Annotated in this window: 22 protein-coding genes; 10 read left to right on the forward strand and 12 right to left on the reverse strand. The window is 70.9% G+C overall.

Features of this window, described 5'->3' with window-relative positions:
- Positions 1-68 precede the first annotated feature (68 nt).
- Positions 69-845: a transglycosylase SLT domain-containing protein gene (locus CCN56_RS16600; protein ID WP_086827667.1), complete on the forward strand. Its 777-nt coding sequence runs from the start codon at positions 69-71 to the stop codon at positions 843-845.
- Positions 846-915: 70 nt separating this feature from the next.
- On the opposite strand, the gene CCN56_RS16605 is transcribed toward CCN56_RS16600, so the two are convergent.
- Positions 916-3,483 (reverse strand): FHA domain-containing protein, encoded by a 2,568-nt coding sequence (locus tag CCN56_RS16605; RefSeq protein ID WP_086827668.1) that lies wholly within the window; start codon positions 3,481-3,483, stop codon positions 916-918.
- Between the two features lie 208 nt (positions 3,484-3,691).
- On the opposite strand from CCN56_RS16605, the gene serB reads away from it, so the two are divergent.
- Entirely contained in the window at positions 3,692-4,909 is a 1,218-nt protein-coding gene (serB, locus tag CCN56_RS16610; protein ID WP_041128549.1) for a phosphoserine phosphatase SerB, read from the forward strand.
- Between the two features lie 90 nt (positions 4,910-4,999).
- On the opposite strand, the gene CCN56_RS16615 is transcribed toward serB, so the two are convergent.
- The 4 genes from CCN56_RS16615 to CCN56_RS16630 all read right to left on the reverse strand — a co-directional run bounded on the left by CCN56_RS16615 (position 5,000) and on the right by CCN56_RS16630 (position 7,362).
- Positions 5,000-5,518, reverse strand: coding sequence for a histidine phosphatase family protein (locus tag CCN56_RS16615; RefSeq protein ID WP_086827670.1), 519 nt, complete (start codon positions 5,516-5,518; stop codon positions 5,000-5,002).
- Between the two features lie 35 nt (positions 5,519-5,553).
- Positions 5,554-5,757, reverse strand: a complete 204-nt coding sequence (locus CCN56_RS16620; protein ID WP_086827672.1) for a hypothetical protein — start codon at positions 5,755-5,757, stop codon at positions 5,554-5,556.
- A gap of 136 nt (positions 5,758-5,893) precedes the next feature.
- Positions 5,894-6,010 (reverse strand): SGM_5486 family transporter-associated protein, encoded by a 117-nt coding sequence (locus CCN56_RS44600; RefSeq protein WP_256341457.1) that lies wholly within the window; start codon positions 6,008-6,010, stop codon positions 5,894-5,896.
- A gap of 17 nt (positions 6,011-6,027) precedes the next feature.
- Positions 6,028-7,362, reverse strand: a complete 1,335-nt coding sequence (locus CCN56_RS16630) for an MFS transporter (RefSeq protein ID WP_086827675.1) — start codon at positions 7,360-7,362, stop codon at positions 6,028-6,030.
- 89 nt (positions 7,363-7,451) lie between these two features.
- On the opposite strand from CCN56_RS16630, the gene CCN56_RS16635 reads away from it, so the two are divergent.
- Entirely contained in the window at positions 7,452-8,216 is a 765-nt protein-coding gene (locus tag CCN56_RS16635; RefSeq protein WP_086827677.1) for a FadR/GntR family transcriptional regulator, read from the forward strand.
- On the opposite strand, the gene CCN56_RS16640 is transcribed toward CCN56_RS16635, so the two are convergent.
- The 3 genes from CCN56_RS16640 to fabG all read right to left on the reverse strand — a co-directional run bounded on the left by CCN56_RS16640 (position 8,110) and on the right by fabG (position 10,232).
- Positions 8,110-8,571, reverse strand: coding sequence for a hypothetical protein (locus CCN56_RS16640; protein ID WP_086827678.1), 462 nt, complete (start codon positions 8,569-8,571; stop codon positions 8,110-8,112). The two genes, CCN56_RS16635 and CCN56_RS16640, sit on opposite strands and share 107 nt — an antisense overlap.
- A 159-nt stretch (positions 8,572-8,730) precedes the next feature.
- On the reverse strand, positions 8,731-9,507 hold the full coding sequence (fabI, locus tag CCN56_RS16645; protein ID WP_041128554.1) for an enoyl-ACP reductase FabI: 777 nt from the start codon (positions 9,505-9,507) through the stop codon (positions 8,731-8,733).
- A gap of 5 nt (positions 9,508-9,512) precedes the next feature.
- On the reverse strand, positions 9,513-10,232 hold the full coding sequence (gene fabG / locus CCN56_RS16650; protein ID WP_086827680.1) for a 3-oxoacyl-[acyl-carrier-protein] reductase: 720 nt from the start codon (positions 10,230-10,232) through the stop codon (positions 9,513-9,515).
- A gap of 266 nt (positions 10,233-10,498) precedes the next feature.
- On the opposite strand from fabG, the gene CCN56_RS16655 reads away from it, so the two are divergent.
- The 3 genes from CCN56_RS16655 to tyrS are packed head-to-tail and all read left to right on the forward strand — an operon-like array spanning position 10,499 to position 14,734.
- The gene (locus tag CCN56_RS16655; RefSeq protein WP_041128555.1) at positions 10,499-12,022 is read left to right on the forward strand and encodes a TldD/PmbA family protein; all 1,524 of its coding nucleotides are present in this window, start codon (positions 10,499-10,501) and stop codon (positions 12,020-12,022) included.
- Positions 12,019-13,410, forward strand: a complete 1,392-nt coding sequence (locus CCN56_RS16660; RefSeq protein WP_086827682.1) for a metallopeptidase TldD-related protein — start codon at positions 12,019-12,021, stop codon at positions 13,408-13,410. The genes CCN56_RS16655 and CCN56_RS16660 overlap by 4 nt, the downstream gene beginning before the upstream one ends.
- A 58-nt stretch (positions 13,411-13,468) precedes the next feature.
- Complete coding sequence (tyrS, locus tag CCN56_RS16665; RefSeq protein ID WP_086827683.1) at positions 13,469-14,734, forward strand: tyrosine--tRNA ligase; 1,266 nt, start codon at positions 13,469-13,471, stop codon at positions 14,732-14,734.
- Positions 14,735-14,815: 81 nt separating this feature from the next.
- Here tyrS and CCN56_RS16670 read toward each other — a convergent pair whose 3' ends face one another.
- Positions 14,816-15,091 (reverse strand): GlsB/YeaQ/YmgE family stress response membrane protein, encoded by a 276-nt coding sequence (locus CCN56_RS16670; protein WP_086827685.1) that lies wholly within the window; start codon positions 15,089-15,091, stop codon positions 14,816-14,818.
- Between the two features lie 169 nt (positions 15,092-15,260).
- Between CCN56_RS16670 and CCN56_RS16675 the strand changes: the two genes are divergently transcribed.
- Both CCN56_RS16675 and CCN56_RS16680 read left to right on the forward strand, forming a co-directional pair.
- A complete protein-coding gene (locus tag CCN56_RS16675; RefSeq protein ID WP_041128559.1) occupies positions 15,261-15,587 on the forward strand; it encodes a DUF3099 domain-containing protein in 327 nt (108 codons plus the stop codon).
- Positions 15,588-15,721: 134 nt separating this feature from the next.
- On the forward strand, positions 15,722-15,940 hold the full coding sequence (locus tag CCN56_RS16680; protein WP_086827687.1) for a hypothetical protein: 219 nt from the start codon (positions 15,722-15,724) through the stop codon (positions 15,938-15,940).
- A 25-nt stretch (positions 15,941-15,965) separates the two neighbouring features.
- Here CCN56_RS16680 and moaA read toward each other — a convergent pair whose 3' ends face one another.
- The 3 genes from moaA to CCN56_RS16695 form a co-directional block, all read right to left on the reverse strand.
- Positions 15,966-16,955: a GTP 3',8-cyclase MoaA gene (gene moaA / locus CCN56_RS16685; RefSeq protein WP_086827689.1), complete on the reverse strand. Its 990-nt coding sequence runs from the start codon at positions 16,953-16,955 to the stop codon at positions 15,966-15,968.
- Positions 16,956-17,107: 152 nt separating this feature from the next.
- Positions 17,108-18,733: a cation acetate symporter gene (locus CCN56_RS16690; RefSeq protein ID WP_086827691.1), complete on the reverse strand. Its 1,626-nt coding sequence runs from the start codon at positions 18,731-18,733 to the stop codon at positions 17,108-17,110.
- Positions 18,730-19,104 carry a DUF485 domain-containing protein gene (locus CCN56_RS16695; protein ID WP_086827693.1) on the reverse strand — a complete coding sequence of 125 codons (375 nt, stop codon included), beginning with the start codon at positions 19,102-19,104 and terminating at the stop codon, positions 18,730-18,732. The genes CCN56_RS16690 and CCN56_RS16695 overlap by 4 nt, the downstream gene beginning before the upstream one ends.
- A gap of 273 nt (positions 19,105-19,377) precedes the next feature.
- On the opposite strand from CCN56_RS16695, the gene CCN56_RS16700 reads away from it, so the two are divergent.
- Positions 19,378-20,916 carry a S8 family serine peptidase gene (locus CCN56_RS16700; RefSeq protein ID WP_086827696.1) on the forward strand — a complete coding sequence of 513 codons (1,539 nt, stop codon included), beginning with the start codon at positions 19,378-19,380 and terminating at the stop codon, positions 20,914-20,916.
- Between the two features lie 92 nt (positions 20,917-21,008).
- Positions 21,009-22,310 (forward strand): CoA transferase, encoded by a 1,302-nt coding sequence (locus CCN56_RS16705; protein ID WP_086827698.1) that lies wholly within the window; start codon positions 21,009-21,011, stop codon positions 22,308-22,310.
- Positions 22,311-22,456 lie beyond the last annotated feature (146 nt).

Consider the following 22,456-nt stretch of genomic DNA (forward strand, 5'->3'; position numbering starts at 1 on the left):
TCGCCGCCGAGCAGGCGCAGCGCCGCCCCGGCCGAGCGACCCCCAGCGATTCGAAGAGGTAGTCCTGCATGTCTGCGAACACCCCTGGCCACAGTCGTGGTCTGAAGAAGACCCACAAGGCCACGATCGCCGGCGTCGCCGCTCTGGGCGCCGCAGCCATCACGCTCTCCCTCGTGCCGGGCAACCACGGCACCACCGAGACCGAGCCGCAGGCTCTCTCGGGCACCCAGCAGGTCGCCTGGTCGTACGACGCGAACAGCCCGCAGGCGAAGGCGCTGGCCGCCAGCCTCGACAAGCAGCAGGACGCGATCAGCCTGAAGGCCAAGCAGGAGGCGGAGGCGAAGGCCAAGGCCGCCGCCGCGAAGGCCGCCGCCAAGGCCAAGGCCGACGCGAAGGCGAAGGCCGACGCCCTGGCCAAGGCGAAGGCCAAGGCCGTGGCCGAGGCGAAGGCCAAGGCCGCCGCGAAGAAGCGCGCCGCCGAGAAGGCCGCCGCGAGCCGTTCCGTCGCCCGCACCCCGGTCTTCGCGAACAACCTCGACGGCTGGATCCGCGAGGCGCTCTACATCATGGACAAGCACAACATCCCGGGCACCTACAACGGCCTGCACCGGAACATCATGCGCGAGTCCAGCGGCAACCCGTACGCCATCAACAACTGGGACATCAACGCCATCAACGGCGTCCCGTCCAAGGGCCTGCTCCAGGTGATCTACCCGACGTTCAAGGCGTACCACATCCCCGGCACCAAGTTCGACCAGTACGACCCGGTCGCCAACATCGTCGCCGCCGCCAACTACGCGGCCGACCGCTACGGCTCGATCGACAACGTCAACAGCGCGTACTGAGTCTCCTCGGACACGCCGAAGGGCGGCACCCCCGTGCGGGATGCCGCCCTCGGGCGTACTGCCCCGGCCGTTACTTGCGCATGACCTCGGGCTCGTGGCGGCGCAGCAGCCGCGCCACGAGGACGCAGCAGACGGTCGCCATGAGCAGCTGGATGCCGAGGTCCAGGCTCCACTGGCCGGCCGTGTGCTCCCACAGCGAGTCGACGTTCGTGGGGTCCTTGTGGTCCCACGGCGGCATCAGGTGCGCCAGGTCCAGCGTGGTGCCGGCGCCGGCGATGCCCCAGCGGGAGGGCATGAGCCAGGCGAACTGCTCCAGGCCGGGCGAGCCGTACACCTGGAAGAGGATGCCGGTGAACACGACCTGGATGATCGCGAACATGACGAGCAGCGGCATGGTCTTCTCGGCGGTCTTCACCAGCGCGGAGATGACCAGGCCGACCATCATCGAGGTCAGGCCGAGCGCGATGACCTGGACGCACAGCTCGACGGCCGGCGGCATGAACAGGCCCTCTTCGGGCAGCGCGCGCGTGGAGAAGCCGATGCCGCAGATGATCACGCCCTGGAAGGCCGTGATCACACCGAGGACGATGACCTTGGACATCAGGTACGCGGAGCGGGACAGGCCGACGGCGCGCTCCCGCTCGTAGATGACCCGTTCCTTGATCAGCTCTCGGACGGAGTTGGCCGCGCCGGAGAAGCACATGCCGACCGCGAGGATCAGCATGATCGTGCCGGCGTCGCCGTTGAACCGGGACGGCGGCGTGGGCTTGCCGAGGCCGAAGTCGGCGGGGATGACGACGGACACCGCGCCGAGGACGGCCGGCAGGATCACCATCAGGGCCATGAAGCCCTTGTCGGAGGCGATGACCGACACGTAGCGGCGGATCAGGGTCCACAGCTGCGAGCCCCAGCCCTGCGGCTTCGGCGGCCTGGCCATCGCCTGCTGCGGCATCTGGACGGGCTGCGCGGCGACGGCGTCGATGTCCGCGGCGTACATCTGGTAGTGCTGCGAGCCCTTCCAGCGGCCCGCCCAGTCGTAGTCGCGGTAGTTCTCGAAGGCGGAGAAGACGTCGGCCCAGGTGGAGTAGCCGAAGAAGTTCAGCGCCTCCTCCGGCGGGCCGAAGTACGCCACGGAGCCGCCGGGCGCCATGACGAGCAGCTTGTCGCAGAGGCCCAGCTCGGCCACCGAGTGGGTGACGACGAGGACCGTGCGGCCGTCGTCCGCGAGGCCGCGGAGCAGCTGCATGACGTCGCGGTCCATGCCCGGGTCGAGGCCGGAGGTCGGCTCGTCCAGGAAGATCAGCGAGGGCTTGGTGAGGAGCTCCAGGGCGACGGAGACGCGCTTGCGCTGGCCACCGGAGAGGGAGGTGACCTTCTTCTCCTTGTGGATGTCGAGCTTGAGCTCGCGCAGCACCTCGTCGATGCGGGCCTCGCGCTCGGCCGCGGCGGTGTCGCCGGGGAAGCGGAGCTTGGCCGCGTAGCGCAGCGCCTTCTGGACCGTCAGCTCCTTGTGCAGGATGTCGTCCTGCGGGACCAGACCGATGCGCTGGCGCAGCTCGGCGAACTGCTTGTAGAGGCTGCGGTTGTCGTAGAGGACGTCGCCCTCGTTGGCCGGGCGGTAGCCGGTCAGCGCCTTGAGCAGCGTGGACTTGCCGGAGCCGGACGGGCCGATGACGCCGATCAGCGACTTCTCCGGGACGCCGAAGGTGACGTCCTTGAGGATCTGCTTGCCGCCGTCGACCGTGACCGTGAGGTGGCGGGCCGAGAAGGAGACCGAGCCGGTGTCGACGAACTCTTCCAGCTGACCGCCGACGATGCGGAAGGTCGAGTGGCCGACGCCGACGATGTCCTGCGGGCCGAGGAGGGCCGTGCCGCCCTTGGGGATCGGCTGGCCGTTGACGTACGTGCCGTTGTGCGAGCCGAGGTCGCGGATCTCGAAGCGGCCGTCGGGCGTCGCGTGGAACTCGGCGTGGTGCCGCGAGACCTGGAGGTCGGAGACGACCAGCTCGTTCTCGAGGGCACGGCCGATGCGCATCACGCGGCCGAGGTCCAGCTGGTAGAAGGTGGTCGGGCTGCGGTGGTCGCCGTAGGGCGACGGCGCCCCCGCGGCGCCGCCGGGGTGCCCCTGGGCGGGTCCCTGCTGGTGCGGGACCTGCGGCTGGACGGGCGGCTGCTGTACGGGCGGCTGCTGCCAGTTCTGCTGCTGCGCCTGCTGCGGCGGCGCCTGGTGCGTGGCCCAGTCGGCCTGGGCGGCGGCCGCGCCGGCGGGCTGGTGGGCCGGGGCCTGCTGGGCCGGGGCCTGCTGCTGGGGCGCCTGCTGCGCGGCGGCCGCGCCGGTGGCGGCGAGATTCAGCCGCGGCCCGTCGGTCGCGTTGCCCAGGTGTACGGCCGAACCAGGGCCGATCTCCACCTGGTGGACCCTCTGGCCCTGGACGAAGGTGCCGTTCGTGGAGCCGTGGTCCTCGATGACCCAGTTCCGGCCGCCCCAGCTGATGGTGGCGTGGCGCCACGAGACCCTGGCATCGTCGATGACCAGGTCACCCTGCGGGTCCCTGCCCAGGGTGTACGACCGGGACGGATCGAGCGTCCAGGTCCTGCCGTTCAATTCCAGTACGAGTTCTGGCACTCCATGCCCCACTACTTGTCCCCCGATGTACCCCCGTCTTCGGGAGTCCAGGGATGGCGAATCATCCTGGGGAACTATTTCAGGCCCGGTCCCGTCCAGGAAAGTCGGGCCGCGTGAAGACCTTCGGAACGAGCCCCGGGCGAGCTCTGGACCACTCGGGTGTCCGCAGGGCGGGACGGGGGGTCGGAGGGAACCAGGTGCCCGATACGGTGGAACCACCATGAGCGCATCGCAGACCTCAGACGTTCCCACCCTTCTCGTCAAGATCTTCGGGAAGGACCGTCCCGGGATCACCGCGGGACTCTTCGACACCCTCGCCGCCTACTCCGTCGACGTCGTGGACATCGAGCAGGTGGTCTCCCGCGGCCGCCTCGTCCTGTGCGCGCTCGTCACCGAGCCGACCGTCGCCTCGGCGGGCGAACTCAGGGCCACCGTGCACAGCTGGGCCGAGTCGCTGAAGCTCCAGGCCGAGATCATCTCCGGCACGGGCGACAACCGTCCCCGTGGTGAGGGACGCTCGCACGTCACCGTGCTCGGCCACCCGCTCACCGCGGAGCAGACGGCGGCCATAGCGGCCAGGATCGCGGAGACCGGCGGCAACATCGACCGCATCTTCCGCCTCGCCAAGTACCCGGTGACGGCGGTGGAGTTCGCCGTCTCGGGCTGCGAGACCGAACCGCTGCGGACCGCGCTGGCCACCGAGGCGCACAGCGTCGGCGTCGACGTGGCCGTGGTCTCCGCCGGGCTGCACCGGCGGGCCCAGCGGCTCGTCGTCATGGACGTCGACTCGACCCTGATCCAGGACGAGGTGATCGAGCTCTTCGCCGCGCACGCGGGCTGCGAGGACAAGGTCGCCGAGGTGACGGCGGCGGCGATGCGCGGCGAGCTGGACTTCGAGCAGTCGCTCCACGCGCGCGTGGAGCTGCTCGCCGGCCTCGACGCCTCGGTGGTCGACAAGGTCCGCGCCGAGGTGCGGCTGACGCCCGGCGCCCGGACCCTGATCCGTACGCTCAAGCGGCTCGGCTACCAGGTGGGTGTCGTCTCCGGCGGGTTCACGCAGGTCACCGACGATCTGAAGGAGCGTCTCGGCCTCGACTTCGCCTCGGCCAACACGCTGGAGATCGTGGACGGGAAGCTCACAGGGCGGGTCACCGGCGAGATCGTCGACCGGGCGGGCAAGGCGCGGCTGCTGCGCCGGTTCGCCTCAGAGGCGGGGGTGCCGCTGGCGCAGACGGTGGCGATCGGCGACGGGGCGAACGACCTGGACATGCTGAACGCGGCCGGGCTCGGGGTGGCGTTCAACGCGAAGCCGGTGGTGCGTCAGGCGGCCCACACGGCGGTGAACGTGCCGTTCCTGGACACCGTGCTGTACCTGCTCGGCATCACGCGCGAAGAGGTCGAGGCCGCGGACTTCGGCGAGGACGATCTGCCGCACTGAGCGGCGGGAGCACGCAGCAGGGCCCGGGTGTCGTCGACACCCGGGCCCTGCTGCGTACGGAGTCACGCGTACGGGATCAGGCGTGCGGGATCAGGCGTGCGGGGTCCAGAAGTCGACCAGCTTGCCCACACCGTGCTCCACGGACTTCCAGGAGCCGTTGAAGGTGAGGACGGCGAAGGCGGAGGTCGGGAAGCCGCTGCGGTTCATCCGGGGCAGGAGGTCGCCCTCGGTCTCGCCCGCGAGGGCGTCGGCGAGCGCGTGCATGCCGGGGTTGTGGCCGATGAGCAGGAGGTTGTTCACGGTGTCCGGGGTCTCGTTGACCAGGGCGATGAGTTCGCCGAGGGAGGCCTCGTACATTCGCTCCTCGTACACCGTCTTGGGGCGCACGGGCAGCTCGTGGACGGCCAGCTTCCACGTCTCGCGGGTGCGGAGGGCGGTCGAGCAGAGGGCCAGGTCGAAGGTGATGCCGCTGTCGGCGAGCTTGCGGCCGGCCACCGGGGCGTCCTTGCGGCCTCGCTCGGCGAGGGGTCGCTCGTGGTCGGACTCGTCGTTCCAGTCTGCCTTCGCGTGCCGGAGGAGCACGATGCTGCGGGGTGTATCGACGCTCATGGTCCACAGCTTCGCACGAAACAGGCCACTCCGACTCAGAGAGGGAGGGTTTGCCAGAGGTGCTCCAGGACCCGGCCGACCGCGAGCTCACCCGCGGTCGCCTCCGCCCCGCCCGGCCCGGCCATGAGCACCAGGAGGGCGAGGAAGGCGGCGGCCGGGAGGACGAGGGCCCACCAGGGCAGCCGGGTGTCGACGCCGGTGGTCGTGGTCCGGATGCCGGGGTGCGTGGGGGCCGACATGGCCGCCTCCGTGGGTGAGTTCCGTGCTTTCGCCGTTGTCACCAACGTACGGAGCGCGCGTCCTCCGGCCCATCAGGTGATCCACCCACTTCACCCTGAGACCCGCCCCCTAGGGGGTGCGGGGGTTATCCCCCGCTCAGGGGGAGGCGAAGGAGGCGATGACGGCGATGACGACCGTGATGCCGAGCATCGCGCCGAGCACGAGGAGCAGCTTCTTCTGGCCGTTCTGGGGATTGGGTTCGAGGACTGGCATGGGAACAGTCTCGCATCTCAGCATTCGTCCTCGACCGTCCGGTCCCGGCCGGCCAGGGTTCCGACGATCATCTGCGGCACCATCAGTCCGCCCATGAGCACGACGGGCAGTCCCCAGCCGCCGCTGTGCTGGTAGAGCACGCCGACGAGGAGGGGGCCGGGGATCGAGATCAGGTAGCCGACGCTCTGTGCGAAGGCGGAGAGCCGGACGACGCCGGCGCCGGTGCGCGAGCGCATGCCGATCATCGTGAGGGCGAGCGGGAAGGAGCAGTTGGAGACGCCGAGGAGCACCGCCCAGACCCAGGCCCCGGAGGCGGGGGCGAGGAAGAGTCCGGTGTAGCCGGTGAGTCCGCACAGGCCGAGGGCGACGACGATCGGGCCCTGGTTCTTCATGCGGGTCGCGAGGCGGGGGATGACGAAGGCGAGCGGGACGCCCATGACCATGGTGACGGCGAGGAGCACGCCCGCGGTGGTGGCGGGGACGCCGGCGTCGCGGAAGATCTGCGGCATCCAGCCCATGGTGATGTAGGCGCCGGTGGCCTGGAGGCCGAAGAAGACGCCGAGTGCCCAGGCGGTGCGGCTGCGGGTGATGCGCGGCGCGGGGGCCTGCGGTGCCGGGGCCTGCGGTGCCGCTTCCGGGGGCGCCGTGAGGGCCGTGTCGCCGCCCCGGTCGCGCAGGAACGGGATCCAGGGCAGGACGGCGAGTGCGGCGAGGACCGCCCAGACGCCGAGGCCGAGGCGCCAGCCGCCGCCGAGGGCGTCGGTCATGGGGACGGTCGCGGCCGCGGCGATGGAGGTGCCGAGGGCGAGCGCCATGGAGTAGAGGCCGGTCATGCTGCCGACGCGGTCGGGGAAGTACCGCTTGACGATGACGGGCATCAGGACGTTGCTGACGGCGATGCCCATGAGGGCGAGGGCGCTGGCGGCGAGGAAGGCGGCGGTGCCGGTCGCGAAGGGCCTCAGGACGAGGCCGGCGAAGATCGCGGCCATGCCCGCGCAGACGACGGCGGCGGGGCCGAAGCGGCGGGCGAGGCGGGGTGCGGTGATGCCGAAGACCGCGAAGCAGAGCGGGGGGACGGAGGTGAGGACGCCGGCGACGCTGCCGCTCATGTGGAGGTCTTCGCTGACCTCTTCGAGGAGGGCGCCGAGGCTGGTGATGGCGGGGCGCAGGTTGAGGGCGGCCAGGACGAGTCCGACGGCGACGAGGCCGAGGAGCCGGCGGCGTGCCGGGGCGGCACGCTCCGGTGCGGGAGGGTCCCCGGCCGCGGTGGCCGCCGTGGTGGTCCCGGTCGGTCGTGCGGTGGTCTCCGCCGGCTGTGCGGCGGGGTCGAGGGTCTTCGGCTCGTCAGGCATGGACCCATCATAGAATCATGGGATGATTGGTTGTCCAATCTCGAACCAATCGTGAACGGTCCACGCTCGCACGAATGGGAAGGCGTTCCATGGCCCTCGGTCACCCCCGGCGCACCGGTCTCTCCGATCAGGTGATCGCCGAGCTGCGGAACCAGATCACCTCCGGCGAGTGGCCGGTGGGTTCACGCATCCCGACCGAACCCGAACTGGTCGAGCAGCTGGGCGTCGCCCGCAACACGGTCCGCGAGGCGGTCCGCGCGCTCGCGCACAACGGCCTGCTCGACATCCGCCAGGGCTCGGGGACGTACGTCGTCGCCACCAGCGAGCTGGCGGGCGTGATGCACCGGCGCTTCGCCGGCTCCGACCCCCGGCACGTCGCCGAGCTGCGCTCGACGCTGGAGTCCGCCGCGGCCCGGTTCGCGGCCGGGCGGCGCACCGAGCGGGACCTGAAGCAGCTGGACGCCCTGCTCGGGCGCCGCGAGGAGGCGTGGGAGTCCGGGGACGCGGAGCGGTTCGTGACGGCCGACTCGGCCTTCCACCACGCGGTCGTCGCCGCCTCGGGCAACGAGGTGCTGACGGAGCTCTACGCGGACCTGGGCGACCTGCTGCGGGACTGGCTGCGCGACGACGTGGGGCAGGTGCTGCGGCCGGAGAACCACATGGACCACGCGCGCCTGGTGGACGCGATCCGCGAGGGCGATGCCGAGCGGGCCGGCACGGAGGCGGCCGGCTACGCCTTCATGTGCCTCAGGAGCCCCGTACCGGAAGCGGACCCGGCGCGGGAAGCGGGCCCCGTGCCGGAGGAGACCCGGGAGCAGGGGAAGCAGGAGCCGGATCCGCCGGCTCGTGCGTGACCCAGGCGGACCGGACCTCTTTCCAGCAACGGCCGGCGACCTGGGCGTAGTCGGCGGGTCCGACCTCCACGGGGGCGCTGTCGGTGTCGAGGTCCCACCAGCGGTCGCACTCGACGTGGAGGCGGATCCGGTCGGTGCGGGGGTAGGGGTTGCTGCAGTGGGCGGTGACGCGGGAGCCCTCGACGAGGGTGCGGCAGGAGGCTCCGAAGTTCTCCGGCTCCTCGGTCGCCGGGGAGGTGACGGGGAGCTCCTCGGTGGGGGCGGGAGCGGTCCGCACCTCGGCGGCGACGGCTGTCCCGGTGATCAGAACGGCTACGGAGGCGATCGCCCCGAAGCCGTGACGTATCGCGCGCATGCCCGTACCTCCTCCCCGTCAGCAGCAGAACATCACGCTCTGCCCCAGTCTGGGGTCGTTCGGGCTACTTTTCGAGTCGTGCAGGACTTGCGGAACGGCGAGGGCCGTGTGTCCGCCACCCGGGCGGACACACGGCCCCCTGCCTGCCGTGCCGTGCGGTTACGCGCCGATGGCGTGCAGACCGCCGTCGACGTGGATGATCTCGCCCGTGGTCTTCGGGAACCAGTCCGAGAGCAGCGCGACGATGCCGCGGCCGGCCGGCTCCGGGTCCGCGAGGTCCCACTCCAGCGGGGAACGGGTGTCCCAGACCGAGGCCAGCTCGCCGAAGCCCGGGATGGACTTCGCGGCCATGGAGCCGAGCGGGCCCGCCGAGATCAGGTTGCAGCGGATGTTCTGCTTGCCGAGGTCGCGCGCCATGTAGCGGCTGGTGGCCTCCAGGGCGGCCTTGGCCGGGCCCATCCAGTCGTACTGCGGCCAGGCGAACTGCGCGTCGAAGGTCAGGCCGACGACCGAACCGCCCTCGGACATCAGCGGCAGCAGCGCCATCGTCAGCGACTTCAGGGAGAAGGCGGAGACGTGCATGGCGGTGGCCACGGACTCGAACGGCGTGTTCAGGAAGTTGCCGCCGAGCGCGTCCTGCGGCGCGAAGCCGATGGAGTGCACGATGCCGTCGAGGCGGTCGCCCAGGTGCTCGCGGACCTGGCCCTCCAGGCGGGCGAGGTGCTCGTCGTTGGAGACGTCGAGCTCCAGGACCTTCACCTTGTCGGGGTGGGGCAGCTTCTTGGCGATGCGCTCGGTCAGCGTCGGCCGGGGCCAGGCGGTGAGGATGATCTCCGCACCCTGCTCCTGGGCCAGCTTCGCGGCGTGGAAGGCGATGGAGGACTCCATCAGCACACCGGTGATGAGGATGCGCTTGCCCTCGAGAATTCCGCTCATGGTGATCAGTGACCCATGCCCAATCCGCCGTCAACCGGGATGACGGCTCCAGTGATGTACGAGGCGTCGTCGGAGGCGAGGAACCTCACCGCCGCGGCGATCTCCTCCGGCTGCGCGTAACGGCCCAGCGGCACCTGCGACACGATGCCCGCGCGCTGCTCGTCGGTGAGCACCGCGGTCATGTCGGTGTCGACGAAGCCGGGGGCGACGACGTTGAAGGTGATGTTGCGCGAGCCGAGCTCACGCGCGAGGGAGCGGGCGAAGCCGACCAGGCCGGCCTTGGAGGCGGCGTAGTTGGCCTGGCCCGCGGAGCCCAGCAGACCGACGACCGAGGAGATCAGGACGACGCGGCCCTTCTTGGCGCGCAGCATCCCGCGGTTGGCACGCTTGACGACCCGGAAGGTGCCGGTGAGGTTGGTGTCGAGGACGGACGTGAAGTCCTCCTCGGTCATGCGCATGAGGAGCTGGTCCTTCGTCACGCCGGCGTTGGCCACGAGGACCTCCACCGGACCGTGCTTCTCCTCGATCTCCTTGTAGGCCGTCTCCACCTGCTCCGCGTCGGTGATGTCGCACTTGACGGGAAGGCAGCCGAGCTCGACCAGGGCGGCCGGGGGCTCGCCGGAGCGGTACGTGATCGCGACCTTGTCGCCGGCCTCGGCGAACGCGCGGGCGATGGCGAGGCCGATGCCCCGGTTTCCTCCGGTGACGAGAACCGAGCGGCTCAACGGATCACCCTTTCGATAGCGGTCTGGTAGCCGAAAACCTATCGGTATCGCCCCCGACATGGGGAATCGACCTCCCACAGTGGCGTACGGGCGTCACTGTCGGATCCCTACAGCTCGGGGCCGGTACGGGGCGGGTCGTCCCTCCCCGGAGGGAAGGGCTCCACCGGGGGTGCTCCCCAATGCGCCGACTCTGCCGCCCGTCCCGTGATTGACTTCCGGGGCAGTTTCAGACCGCTGTCTTCCGATCGCCGAGAGCGAGGCCGCTCGTGGTCCATCAGATCGACCCTTCGTTCGTCGCGCTGCCGTTGCGGGCGCTCGCCGACGCGGCGCTCGCCCGAGCGCGCGCGCTCGGTGCCGAGCACGCCGACTTCCGCCTGGAGCGGGTGCGCAGCGCCTCGTGGCGGCTGCGCGACGCCAAACCGTCCGGTTCCTCGGACACCACGGACCTCGGCTACGCGGTGCGGGTGGTGCACGGCGGGGCCTGGGGCTTCGCGTCCGGCGTCGACCTGACGATGGACGGGGCCGCGCGGGTCGCCTCGCAGGCGGTCGCCATGGCCAAGCTGTCGGCGAAGGTGATCGCGGCGGCCGGCTCCGACGAGCGCGTGGAGCTGGCCGAGGAGCCGGTGCACGCCGAGAAGACGTGGGTCTCCTCGTACGAGATCGACCCGTTCTCCGTGCCCGCCGAGGAGAAGAGCGCGCTGCTCGCCGACTGGAGCGCGCGGCTGCTCGGGGCGGAGGGCGTGGCGCACGTGGACGCCTCGCTGCTCACCGTCCACGAGAACAAGTTCTACGCGGACACGGCCGGCACCGTGACCACCCAGCAGCGCGTCCGGCTGCACCCGCAGCTCACGGCCGTCGCCGTGGACGAGACGACCGGCGAGTTCGACTCGATGCGGACGATCGCGCCGCCGGTCGGGCGTGGCTGGGAGTACCTGACGGGGACCGGCTGGGACTGGGACAAGGAACTCGACGAGATCCCGGGGCTGCTCGCCGAGAAGATGCGGGCGCCGAGCGTGGAGGCGGGCCGGTACGACCTGGTCGTGGACCCGTCGAACCTGTGGCTGACGATCCACGAGTCCATCGGGCACGCCACCGAGCTGGACCGGGCGCTGGGCTACGAGGCGGCGTACGCGGGCACCTCGTTCGCCACCTTCGACCAGTTGGGGAAGCTGGCGTACGGCTCCTCGATCATGAACGTGACGGGTGACCGGACCGCCGAGCACGGTCTCGCGACGGTCGGCTTCGACGACGAGGGCGTCGAGGCGCAGAGCTGGGACCTGGTGAAGGACGGCACGCTCGTCGGCTACCAGCTGGACCGGCGGATCGCGAAGCTCACGGGCCTCGGCCGGTCGAACGGCTGCGCCTTCGCGGACTCCCCCGCGCACGTGCCGGTGCAGCGGATGGCGAACGTCTCGCTCCAGCCGGACCCGGGCGGTCTGTCGACGGAGGACCTGATCGGGGGCGTGGAGCGGGGCATCTACGTGGTCGGCGACCGGTCCTGGTCGATCGACATGCAGCGCTACAACTTCCAGTTCACCGGTCAGCGCTTCTTCCGCATCGAGAACGGCCGGCTCGCCGGGCAGCTGCGGGACGTGGCGTACCAGGCGACGACCACCGACTTCTGGGGCTCCATGGAGCAGGTCGGCGGCCCGCAGACGTACGTGCTCGGTGGCGCCTTCAACTGCGGCAAGGCCCAGCCGGGCCAGGTCGCCGCCGTCTCGCACGGCTGCCCGTCCGCCCTCTTCCGGGGCGTCAACATCCTGAACACGACGCAGGAGGCCGGTCGATGAGCCGCGTCAGCAAGCCGTACGAGATCGTCGAGCGGGCCCTTGAGCTGTCCCGCGCCGACGGGTGTGTCGTCATCGCCGACGAGGAGTCCTCGGCCAATCTGCGCTGGGCGGGCAACGCGCTCACCACGAACGGCGTGACCCGGGGCCGTACCCTCACCGTCATCGCGACCGTCGACGGCGCCCAGGGCACCGCCTCCGGTGTCGTCTCGCGGTCCGCCGTGACCGTCGACGACCTGGAGCCCCTGGTCCGGGCCGCCGAGGCCGCCGCCCGCGCCGCCGGGCCCGCCGAGGACGCGCAGCCGCTGGTCGAGGGCGTGCCCGCCTCGCCCGACTTCACGGACGCCCCGGCGGAGACCTCCTCCGCCGTCTTCACCGACTTCGCCCCGGCGCTCGGCGAGGCCTTCGCACGCGCGCGTGCGGGCGGCCGCGAGCTGTACGGCTTCGCCAACCACGAGCTGACCTCCACCTACCTGGGCACGTCCACGGGGCTGCGGCTCCGCCACGACCAGCCCAACGGGACCCTGGAGCTCAACGCCAAGTCCCCCGACCGTTCGCGCTCCGCCTGGGCCGGGCGCTCGACCCGGGACTTCAAGGACGTCGACCCGGCCGCGCTCGACGCCGAGCTGGCGACCCGGCTCGGCTGGGCGGAGCGGCGGATCGAGCTGCCCGCCGGGCGGTACGAGACGCTGCTGCCGCCGACCGCCGTGGCCGACCTGCTGATCTACCAGCTGTGGTCCTCGACGGCCCGGGACGCGGTGGAGGGCCGTACGGTCTTCTCCAAGCCCGGCGGCGGCACCCGGCTCGGCGAGACGCTCTCCCCGCTGCCGCTCACGCTGCGCAGCGACCCGAACGAGCCGGGCCTGGAGTCCTCGCCGTTCGTGATCGCGCACTCCTCCGGCGACGACTCCTCCGTCTTCGACAACGGTCTGCCGATCGGGCCGGTCGACTGGGTGAAGGCCGGCGCCCTGGCGCACCTGATCACCACCCGGCACACGGCGGGGCTTACTCAGTTGCCCGTGGCGCCCGGAGCGGGGAACCTGATCCTGGACGGCGGCGGCGAGCGCTCCCTGGAGGAGATGGTCGCCTCGACGGACCGCGGTCTGCTGCTGACCTGCCTCTGGTACATCCGCGAGGTCGATCCGGCCACGCTGCTGCTGACCGGGCTGACCCGGGACGGCGTCTACCTCGTCGAGAACGGCGAGGTGGTCGGCGAGGTGAACAACTTCCGGTTCAACGAGTCGCCGGTGGACCTGCTGTCGCGGGCCTCGGAGGCGGGTCGTACGGAGAAGACGCTGCCGCGCGAGTGGAGCGACTGGTTCACCCGGGCCGCGATGCCCGCCCTGCGGGTACCGGACTTCAACATGAGCTCGGTCAGCAAGGGGGTCTGACCCCCATAGACTGATCGCGACAACTTGTTCCCCTGAGCATCACGAGGAGACGGACGACGTGACGGACATCGTCGACGAGCTGAAGTGGCGCGGGCTGTTCGCCCAGTCCACCGATGAGGACGCACTGCGCAAGGCTCTCGCGGACGGTCCCGTCACGTTCTATTGCGGTTTCGACCCGACCGCGGCCAGTCTCCACGTCGGTCACCTGGTCCAGGTCCTCACCGTCCGCCGGCTCCAGCAGGCCGGGCACCGGCCGCTGGCGCTGGTCGGCGGGGCCACCGGGCAGATCGGCGACCCGCGGCCGACGGCCGAGCGCACCCTGAACGACCCCGAGACGGTCGCGAACTGGGTGAACCGGCTGCGCTCGCAGATCGAGCCCTTCCTCTCCTTCGAGGGGGAGAACGCGGCGGTCATGGTGAACAACCTGGACTGGACCGCCGGGATGTCGGCGATCGAGTTCCTGCGGGACATCGGCAAGCACTTCCGGGTCAACAAGATGCTGACCAAGGACTCCGTCGCCCGGCGCCTGGAGTCCGAGCAGGGCATCAGCTACACCGAGTTCAGCTACCAGCTGCTCCAGGGCATGGACTTCCTGGAGCTGTACCGCCGCTACGGCTGCACCCTCCAGCAGGGCGGCTCGGACCAGTGGGGCAACCTGGTGGCCGGCCTCGACCTGATCCACCGCCTGGAGCCGGGTGCCGAGGTGCACGCGCTGGCGACCCCGCTGATGGTCAAGGCGGACGGCACCAAGTTCGGCAAGACCGAGAGCGGGGCCGTCTGGCTGGACCCGGAGATGACCACGCCGTACGCGTTCTACCAGTTCTGGCTGAACGTGGACGACCGGGACATCTCGACGTACATGCGGATCCTGTCCTTCAAGTCCCGCGAGGAGCTGGAGGAGCTGGAGGCGCAGACCGCCGAGCGGCCGCAGGCGCGGGCCGCCCAGCGGGCCCTGGCCGAGGAGCTCACCACCCTGGTGCACGGCGCCGAGCAGTGCGCGGCCGTCATCAACGCCTCCAAGGCGCTGTTCGGGCAGGGCGACCTGGCCGAGCTGGACGAGCCGACGCTCGCCGCCGCGCTCTCCGAGCTGCCGCACGCGCGCGTGTCCGAGCTGGGCCAGGTCGTGGACCTGTTCGCCGAGGTCGGTCTCGTCGCGAGCAAGTCTGCGGCGCGGCGCACGGTGAAGGAGGGCGGCGCCTACGTGAACAACGTGAAGGTGACCGCCGAGGACGCCGAGGTGTCGGCGGAGGAGCTGCTGCACGGCCGCTGGCTGGTGCTGCGGCGCGGCAAGAAGAACCTGGCGGCGATCGAGTTCGCCGGCTAGCGGGACCATGACCGGCTAGCGGGACCATGAGGAGAGGCCCGGTACGTGCGCTGTGCGCCGTACCGGGCCTCTCCTCGTGTCTCAGGCGCGCTGCCTGCCGCCCTTGACCGAAGCCCACAGCATGTCACCCACGGCGACGACGGCGACGGCGCCGGCCAGCTGGAGCAGGTGCCGGGTCCAGTCGATGCCCCGGGTGTCGTTGACTCCGATCCAGGTCGCGACCGCGTTGCCGAGCACGCTGCCGAGAATGCCGAACACGGTCGTCAGCCACAGCGGGATCTGCTGTTTGCCGGGCAGGATAGCCTTCGCGATCAGACCGAGGACGAATCCCACGATGATCGCCCACAACCAACTCATCGTCGCCTCCTAGTGAGCATGTGGGCCCAGTCTCGGCCCCTCGGCCATGCGGCGCATGTCGGACGACGCCACACGTGCCCCGGTCTCGTGGGACGTGGAGGGCGGGCGTACCGTGGAATCAGGTCCGGACCGGGGAGGGTCCGGCACGACCTGTGGGCGGTGAACGGCGATGCTGAAGCATGGCGGGACCGAGGTCTTCCGGATCACGGGGGCCCGGCAAGGGCTCGCCGACGACGTGCGGGGACGGCAGCGGCGCTACGTCATCTCGATGACGGTGCGGACGCTCTCCGTGATCGCCGCGACGGTGCTGTGGAACGTCGAGCGGCACGTGGCCTTCGTGGCGCTGGGCCTGGGGCTCCTGCTCCCCTACATCGCGGTGGTGATCGCCAACGCGGGACGCGAGAGGGCTCCGTCCCTTCCCTCCACCTTCGTCCCCACCCCGGTGCGTCCCGCGCTCGACCCCCCGAACCTCAAGAAAACCTCAGATCAATCATGACGATCCGGTGCACCGCACCCCAGGCGCCGTGACATACTGCCTACGCGCTCCGCATCCCCCGTCGGAGCGACGGACCGATGCCGGGCAGCTCCCCCCGTGGCTGCCCGGCATCGCTGTTGCTGGACAATGATCAGGTGAGCGAAGAGAAGCCGATCTGTTCCGCCAAGGGGTGCCGCGCCGACGCCGTCTGGGTCCTCGCGTGGAACAACCCCAAGCTGCACACGCCCGAGCGGCGCAAGACCTGGCTCGCGTGCGAGGAGCACCGCGAGCACCTCTCCCAGTTCCTGGGCGTACGGGGCTTCCTGAAGGACGTCGTCCCGCTGGCCGAGTGGGAGTCCGAGGAGACCCACTAGGCCTCAACCGGGCCTCAACCAGGCCTCAGCCGCCGATCGCCGACATCGGGCGCTCGGGCTGGAGGAAGCTCGGGTCGTCGAGACCGGAGCCGGCCTTCTTGCCCCACATGGCCTTCTTCCAGAGCTCCGCGACCGTCTCGTCCGGGGCCTCCGAGCGCAGCGCGGCCCGCAGGTCCGTCTCCTCGGTGGCGAAGAGGCAGGTGCGCACCTGTCCGTCGGCGGTGAGCCGGGTGCGGTCACAGGCCCGGCAGAACGGGCGGGTGACGGAGGCGATGACGCCGACCGTGTGCGGTCCGCCGTCGACGACCCAGCGCTCGGCGGGGGCCGAGCCGCGCTCCTCGGAGCCCTCGGGCGTGAGGGTGAAGCGGGTGCGCAGGGACTCCAGGATGTCCCCGGCGGTGATCATGCCGTCGCGCTTCCAGCCGTGCTGGGCGTCCAGGGGCATCTGCTCGATGAAGCGGAGCTCGTACCCCTCCTCCATCGCCCAGGCGAGGAGGTCGGGGGCCTCGTCGGCGTTGAGCCCGGGCATCAGGACGGCGTTGACCTTGACCGGGGTGAGGCCGGCCTCGCGGGCGGCGGTCATGCCGTCGAGGACGTCCTGGTGGCGGTCGCGCCGGGTGAGGGTCTTGAAGACCTCGGGGCGCAGGGTGTCCAGGGAGACGTTGACCCGGTCGAGGCCTGCCGCCTTGAGGGCGGCGGCGGTGCGCTTGAGTCCGATGCCGTTGGTGGTGAGGGACATCCGGGGGCGGGGCTCCAGGGCGGCGCAGCGCTCGACGATCCCGACGAGGCCGGGGCGGAGCAGCGGCTCGCCGCCGGTGAAGCGGACCTCGGTGACGCCGAGGTCGGTGACCGCGATGCGGATCAGGCGGACGATCTCGTCGTCGGTGAGGAGGTCCGGCTTGGCGAGCCACTGGAGGCCCTCCTCCGGCATGCAGTACGTGCAGCGCAGATTGCACCGGTCCGTGAGCGAGACGCGCAGGTCAGTGGCCACACGGCCGTAAGTGTCGATGAGCACTGTGGGCCCCCTCCCCGTTGTCCGGATGCGTGTGATGTCGAGCCTACGCGAGCGCGCGGACAACGAGCAGGGCAGATTGTCACGAGGACCGACGCGGCCGCATCGTAGAACTCTACGACGCGGCCGTCGGGCGGATGCGGAACGTATACGACTCAGTGCGCTCCGACGCCGGTGAGGGACTTGACCTCCAGCTCCGCGTACTTGCCCCTGTCCGGCTCCTCCTTGGAGAGGACGGAGCCGAGCCAGCCGAGCAGGAAGCCGAGCGGGATGGAGACGATGCCGGGGTTCTCCAGCGGGAACCAGTAGAAGTCCACGGTCTTGAACATCGACGTGGGCTTGCCGGAGACGACCGGCGAGAAGAGCACGAGGACGACGGCGGAGACCAGACCCCCGTAGATCGACCACAGCGCGCCCTGGGTGGTGAACCGCTTCCAGAAGAGCGAGTAGAGGATCGTCGGCAGGTTGGCCGAGGCGGCGACCGCGAAGGCGAGGGCGACGAGACCGGCGACGTTGAGGTCGCGGGCGAGGGCGCCGAGCGCGATGGAGACGATGCCGATGAAGACGGTCGCCCAGCGGGCGGCCTTCACCTCCTCCTGCTCGGTGGCCTTCCCGCGCCGGATGACGTTGGCGTAGATGTCGTGGGCGAAGGACGAGGAGGAGGCCAGGGTCAGGCCGGCGACGACGGCGAGGATGGTCGCGAAGGCGACGGCGGAGATGACGGCGAGGAGGATCGCGCCGCCGGTGGAGTCGGGTCCGCCGCCGATCTCCAGGGCCGCGAGCGGGGCGGCCGTGTTGCCGGCCTTGTTGGAGGCGACGATGTCGCCGTTCTTGAGGAGGGCGGCGGCGCCGAAGCCGAGGACGATCGTCATCAGGTAGAAGGCGCCGATGATGCCGATGGCCCAGTTGACGGACTTACGGGCGGCCTTGGCGGTCGGCACCGTGTAGAAGCGGATCAGGATGTGGGGCAGTCCTGCGGTGCCGAGGACGAGCGCGATGCCGAGCGAGAGGAAGTCGAGCTTGGAGGTGGCGGTGGCGCCGTACTTGAGGCCGGGCTCCAGGAAGGCGTCGCCCTTGCCGCTGTTGGTGGCGGCGGCGCCGAGCAGCTCCGAGACGTTGAAGTGGAACTTGAGGAGGATGAGGAAGGTGATCAGGAGCGTGCCCGCGATGAGCAGGACCGCCTTGACCATCTGCACCCAGGTGGTGCCCTTCATGCCGCCGATCGTCACGTACACGATCATCAGGAGGCCGACCAGGGCGACGATCCCGATCTTGCCGCCGTCGCTGGTGATGCCGAGCAGCAGCGAGACGAGGACGCCCGCGCCCGCCATCTGGGCGAGCAGGTAGAAGATGGAGACGACGATCGTCGAGGTGCCGGCGGCGGTGCGGACGGGCCGCTGGCGCATCCGGTAGGCGAGGACGTCGCCCATGGTGAACCGGCCGGAGTTGCGCAGCGGTTCGGCGACCAGGAGCAGGGCGACGAGCCAGGCGACGAGGAAGCCGATCGAGTACAGGAAGCCGTCGTAGCCGAAGAGGGCGATGGCTCCGGCGATGCCGAGGAAGGACGCGGCGGACATGTAGTCGCCGGAGATCGCGAGGCCGTTCTGGAAGCCGGTGAACTGGCGTCCGCCGGCGTAGAAGTCGGCGGCGCTGCGGGTCTGGCGGCCGGCCCGGACGGTGATGACGAGGGTGGCGACGACGAAGGCGCCGAACAGGGCGATGATCAGGGGCCGGTGCTCGGTGGTGGCGTTGCCGGCCGCGAGCAGGACGGGGGTGCTCATGCGTCGCCCTCCATACGGGTTCTGATGGCCTCGGCCTTGGGGTCGAGCCGGTTCGCCGCGTGCCGCGAGTAGAGCCAGGCGATGAGGAACGTGGTGAGGAACTGGCCGAGACCGAGGACGAGGGCCACGTTGATGTTGCCGAAGAGCTTGGTGCCCATGAAGCCGCCCGCGTAGTTGGAGAGCAGCACGTACAGCAGGTACCAGGTGATGAAGGCCAGGGTGAGGGGGAAGGCGAAGGAGCGGTGGGTGCGGCGCAGTTCGCCGAACTCCTCGCCCTCCTGCACCTCGATGAACTGCTCCGTGGTGGGCGACGCGGGACCGTGGTCGGTCTCCGTGCCGTTTCTGGGCGGCGGCGGTGCTTCGGTAGCCACGGAATCTCCTCGTGACGCGGGGACGGACGGCATGGTCAAGGGGGCCTCACCAGGGGTGCGGGAAGCGGGGCTCCGAGCGGAGCTCCTCCCCTGCCCAACGGCACGGAGCGGGAAGCGAAGCGGTTCAACCGAGGGATTTCCTTGAACAGATCTTCATGAAGTCTTCTCAACTCATTGAAGGTTCGGGAAGATCAGCGATAGCTTCACTCGTCATGCACCTGTCGGCACGCAAACCCGCGCGCGGACAGTACATACGGATGATGTGGAGAACCCATGGCTCATCTGGGATCGAGGCGCGGCCGAGCTCTCGCTCTGCCGGTAGGTCTCGCGCTCACGGCCTCGCTCGGCTTCCTGGCCCCCGGCGCCGCCTCCGCCGCGGAACTGAGCGACGCTCCGGCCACCGTGGCCTCTTTCAGCGGCCCGAAGCTCTCGTACGTCGTCAACGTCGAGGGTGGCCGCTGGACCGCCGACTCCGTGCGGAAGTCGATCGCCGCCGCGGGCGGCGAGGTGGTCATCTCGTACGACCAGATAGGCGTGATAGTCGTCCACTCGCAGAACCCCGAGTTCGCGAAGACGATCCGACAGGCGCGTGGCGTCCTGTCGGCCGGTGCGACCCGCACCGCCCCGCTCTCCGTCCAGTCCGACGACTCCGTCGACGAGGGCGCGCAGACGCTGTCCGCCGCCGAGGCGAAGGCGGCCGCGGCCGCCGCCACGGACGGTCAGGACCCGCTGGAGCCCCTGCAGTGGGACCTCCCGGCGATCAAGGCCGACAAGGCGCACGAGAAGACCCTCGGCAGCAGCCGGGTCACCGTCGGCATCATCGACACGGGCGTCGACGACACCCACCCGGACCTGGCGCCGAACTTCGACGCCTCCAAGTCCGCCAACTGTGTGACCGGCGTGGCGAACACCACCGCCGGTTCGTGGCGTCCGAACAAGGGCGAGAGCGACCACGGCACGCACGTCGCCGGCACCATCGGCGCCGCCAAGAACGGCATCGGCATCACCGGTGTCGCGCCGGGCGTGAAGCTCGCCGGCATCAAGGTGGCGAACCCGGACGGCTTCTTCTACACCGAGGCCGTGGTCTGCGGCTTCGTGTGGGCGGCCGATCACGGCGTCGACATCACGAACAACAGCTACTACACCGACCCGTGGATGTTCGCCTGCAAGAACGACGAGGACCAGAAGGCCCTCATCGAGGCGGTCACCCGGGCGACCCGCTACGCGGAGAAGAAGGGCACGGTGAACGTCGCCGCGGCCGGCAACTCCAAGTTCGACCTGGCGGCCGACACGATCACGGACACCACCAGCCCGAACGACACCACGGCGGTCCCCCGTGACGTCGACCCGTCGGAGTGCTTCGACTACCCGTCCATGCTGCCGGGCGTCGTGACGGTCTCCGCGACCGGTGCCAAGGGCCTGAAGGCGTCCTACTCCAACTACGGCATGGGCGTCATCGACGTCGCGGCGCCGGGCGGTGACAGGACCGAGTACCAGACCCCGGACGCCCCGGCGGTCAACGGCCGCATCCTGTCGACCACGGTCGACGGCGGCTACAACTACAAGGCCGGTACGTCGATGGCCTCGCCGCACACCGCCGGTGTGCTCGCGCTGCTGAAGTCGACGCACCCGAACGCCAGCCCGGCGGCGCTGAAGGCGCTGCTGTACGCGCAGGCCGACGAGCACGCGTGCACCAACCCGTACGACATCAACGCCGACGGTGTCGTCGACGCCGTCTGCCAGGACGGCGCGGACAAGAGGAACGGCTTCTACGGAGCCGGCATCGTGGACGCGCTGGCCGCCGTGAAGTAAGCGGTACGGCACGGTCGGAGGGCCCTGGTGTGGTGTGCCACGCCAGGGCCCTTTCGCATGGCACTCGTGGCACCGAGTGCCACACTGTGGTCATGGACAGCACAGTACGTACGGGTACGGAGTTGTTGTGGTCGGCCCTCGGCGGCGATCCCGCCCTCGTCGACCGCGTGGAGTACGGCGGGGTCTCCGGGCTGCTTGCCGCGCGGCTGCCGGTGATGGACCTGGCGCGCGCGACGGTCGCGGCCTGCTCGCTCGCCGCCGTGGAGCACGCGGGGCTGCCGGGGCCGGTGCGGGTGGACGACGGGGCCGTCGCCACCGCCTTCGTGAGCGAGCGTCACCTGCGGGTCGACGGGCGGGCGCCGGTGAACTTCGCGCCGCTGTCGCGGTTCTGGCGGGCGGCCGACGGGTGGGTCCGTACGCACGCCAACTACCCGCACCACAAGGCGGCTCTGCTGACGGCCCTGGGCGTCCCGGACTCCGTCGAGGCCGTCGCCGCGGCCGTCGCCGGGCGGAAAGCCGTCGAGGTCGAGACGGCGGTGTACGCGGCCGGGGGCCTGGCCGTCGCCCTGCGGACGCCCGAGGAGTGGGCGGCGGGCGAGCAGGGCCGGGAGGTGGCGGCGCGGCCGCTGCTGACCCGGGAGCGCCTCGACGAGGCGGCGCCTCGGGCCCGGGGCGGGCGGCCGCTGCGGGTCCTCGACCTCACGCGGGTGATCGCCGGGCCCGTCGCGACCCGGACCCTCGCACTGCTCGGCGCGGACGTGCTGCGGATCGACCCGCCGGGCAACCCCGAACTGCCGGACCAGCACGCGGACGGGGACGTCGGCAAGCGGACGGCCGCGCTGGACCTGGGCCGGGCGTCGGACCGGCGGACCTTCGACGAACTCCTCGACTCCGCCGACGTGTTGGTCACCGGCTACCGGCCGGGCGCGCTCGACCGGTTCGACCTGGAGCGGCCGGGTCTGGTGACCGCCCGGCTCTCCGCCTGGGGCGACTACGGGCCGTGGGGCGGGCGGCGCGGCTTCGACTCCCTGGTGCAGGTGGCGACGGGAATCGCGGCGGTGGAGGGCTCGGCGGCGGAGCCGGGGGCGCTGCCGGCGCAGGCGCTGGACCACGGCACGGGGTATCTGCTCGCGGCGGCGGTCCTGCGGTCGCTGACGGAGCAGCGGGCGGAGGGCGGCAGCCGACTGGTCCGGCTGGCCCTGGCCCAGACGGGCCACTGGCTGACGCACTCGCTGCCGCGGTACGAGCCGGAGCGGTACCTCGTCGAGACGGAGGGGCCGCTGGGGCGGTTGCGGCATGCGGTGTCGCCGGTGTCGTACGAGGGCGGGCCTGCGGGCTGGACCCGGGCGCCGGGCCTGCCTGGGACCGATGCGCCAAAGTGGCCCGGGGCCTGACGTGGCCCGTCCCGGTGCGGGGCTCTACGCGCCGCCGGGCCGGCCCCGTGCCGCCGGGCCGTACGGGCGAGGGCGGAACGGGACGGGCTCCCGCACCACCGTGTGCCCACCCGTTCCGCCCTGCGGAACGGGTGGGCACACGGTGG

It is taken from the genome of Streptomyces sp. NRRL B-24572 (assembly GCF_002156145.1).
Lineage (GTDB): Bacteria > Actinomycetota > Actinomycetes > Streptomycetales > Streptomycetaceae > Streptomyces > Streptomyces vietnamensis.

Excerpts from the sequence above, each read along its gene's own strand:
- CCN56_RS16675 (WP_041128559.1), top strand. The coding sequence starts at position 15,261 with ATGCTGAAGCATGGCGGGACCGAGGTCTTCCGGATCACGGGGGCCCGG.
- CCN56_RS16705 (WP_086827698.1), top strand. The coding sequence starts at position 21,009 with ATGGACAGCACAGTACGTACGGGTACGGAGTTGTTGTGGTCGGCCCTC.
- CCN56_RS16630 (WP_086827675.1), bottom strand. The coding sequence starts at position 7,362 with ATGCCTGACGAGCCGAAGACCCTCGACCCCGCCGCACAGCCGGCGGAG.
- CCN56_RS16615 (WP_086827670.1), bottom strand. The coding sequence starts at position 5,518 with ATGAGCGTCGATACACCCCGCAGCATCGTGCTCCTCCGGCACGCGAAG.
- CCN56_RS16620 (WP_086827672.1), bottom strand. The coding sequence starts at position 5,757 with ATGTCGGCCCCCACGCACCCCGGCATCCGGACCACGACCACCGGCGTC.
- CCN56_RS16635 (WP_086827677.1), top strand. The coding sequence starts at position 7,452 with ATGGCCCTCGGTCACCCCCGGCGCACCGGTCTCTCCGATCAGGTGATC.
- serB (WP_041128549.1), top strand. The coding sequence starts at position 3,692 with ATGAGCGCATCGCAGACCTCAGACGTTCCCACCCTTCTCGTCAAGATC.
- CCN56_RS16670 (WP_086827685.1), bottom strand. The coding sequence starts at position 15,091 with ATGAGTTGGTTGTGGGCGATCATCGTGGGATTCGTCCTCGGTCTGATC.
- fabI (WP_041128554.1), bottom strand. The coding sequence starts at position 9,507 with ATGAGCGGAATTCTCGAGGGCAAGCGCATCCTCATCACCGGTGTGCTG.
- CCN56_RS44600 (WP_256341457.1), bottom strand. The coding sequence starts at position 6,010 with ATGCCAGTCCTCGAACCCAATCCCCAGAACGGCCAGAAGAAGCTGCTC.
- CCN56_RS16690 (WP_086827691.1), bottom strand. The coding sequence starts at position 18,733 with ATGAGCACCCCCGTCCTGCTCGCGGCCGGCAACGCCACCACCGAGCAC.
- CCN56_RS16700 (WP_086827696.1), top strand. The coding sequence starts at position 19,378 with ATGGCTCATCTGGGATCGAGGCGCGGCCGAGCTCTCGCTCTGCCGGTA.
- CCN56_RS16660 (WP_086827682.1), top strand. The coding sequence starts at position 12,019 with ATGAGCCGCGTCAGCAAGCCGTACGAGATCGTCGAGCGGGCCCTTGAG.
- CCN56_RS16600 (WP_086827667.1), top strand. The coding sequence starts at position 69 with ATGTCTGCGAACACCCCTGGCCACAGTCGTGGTCTGAAGAAGACCCAC.
- CCN56_RS16640 (WP_086827678.1), bottom strand. The coding sequence starts at position 8,571 with ATGCGCGCGATACGTCACGGCTTCGGGGCGATCGCCTCCGTAGCCGTT.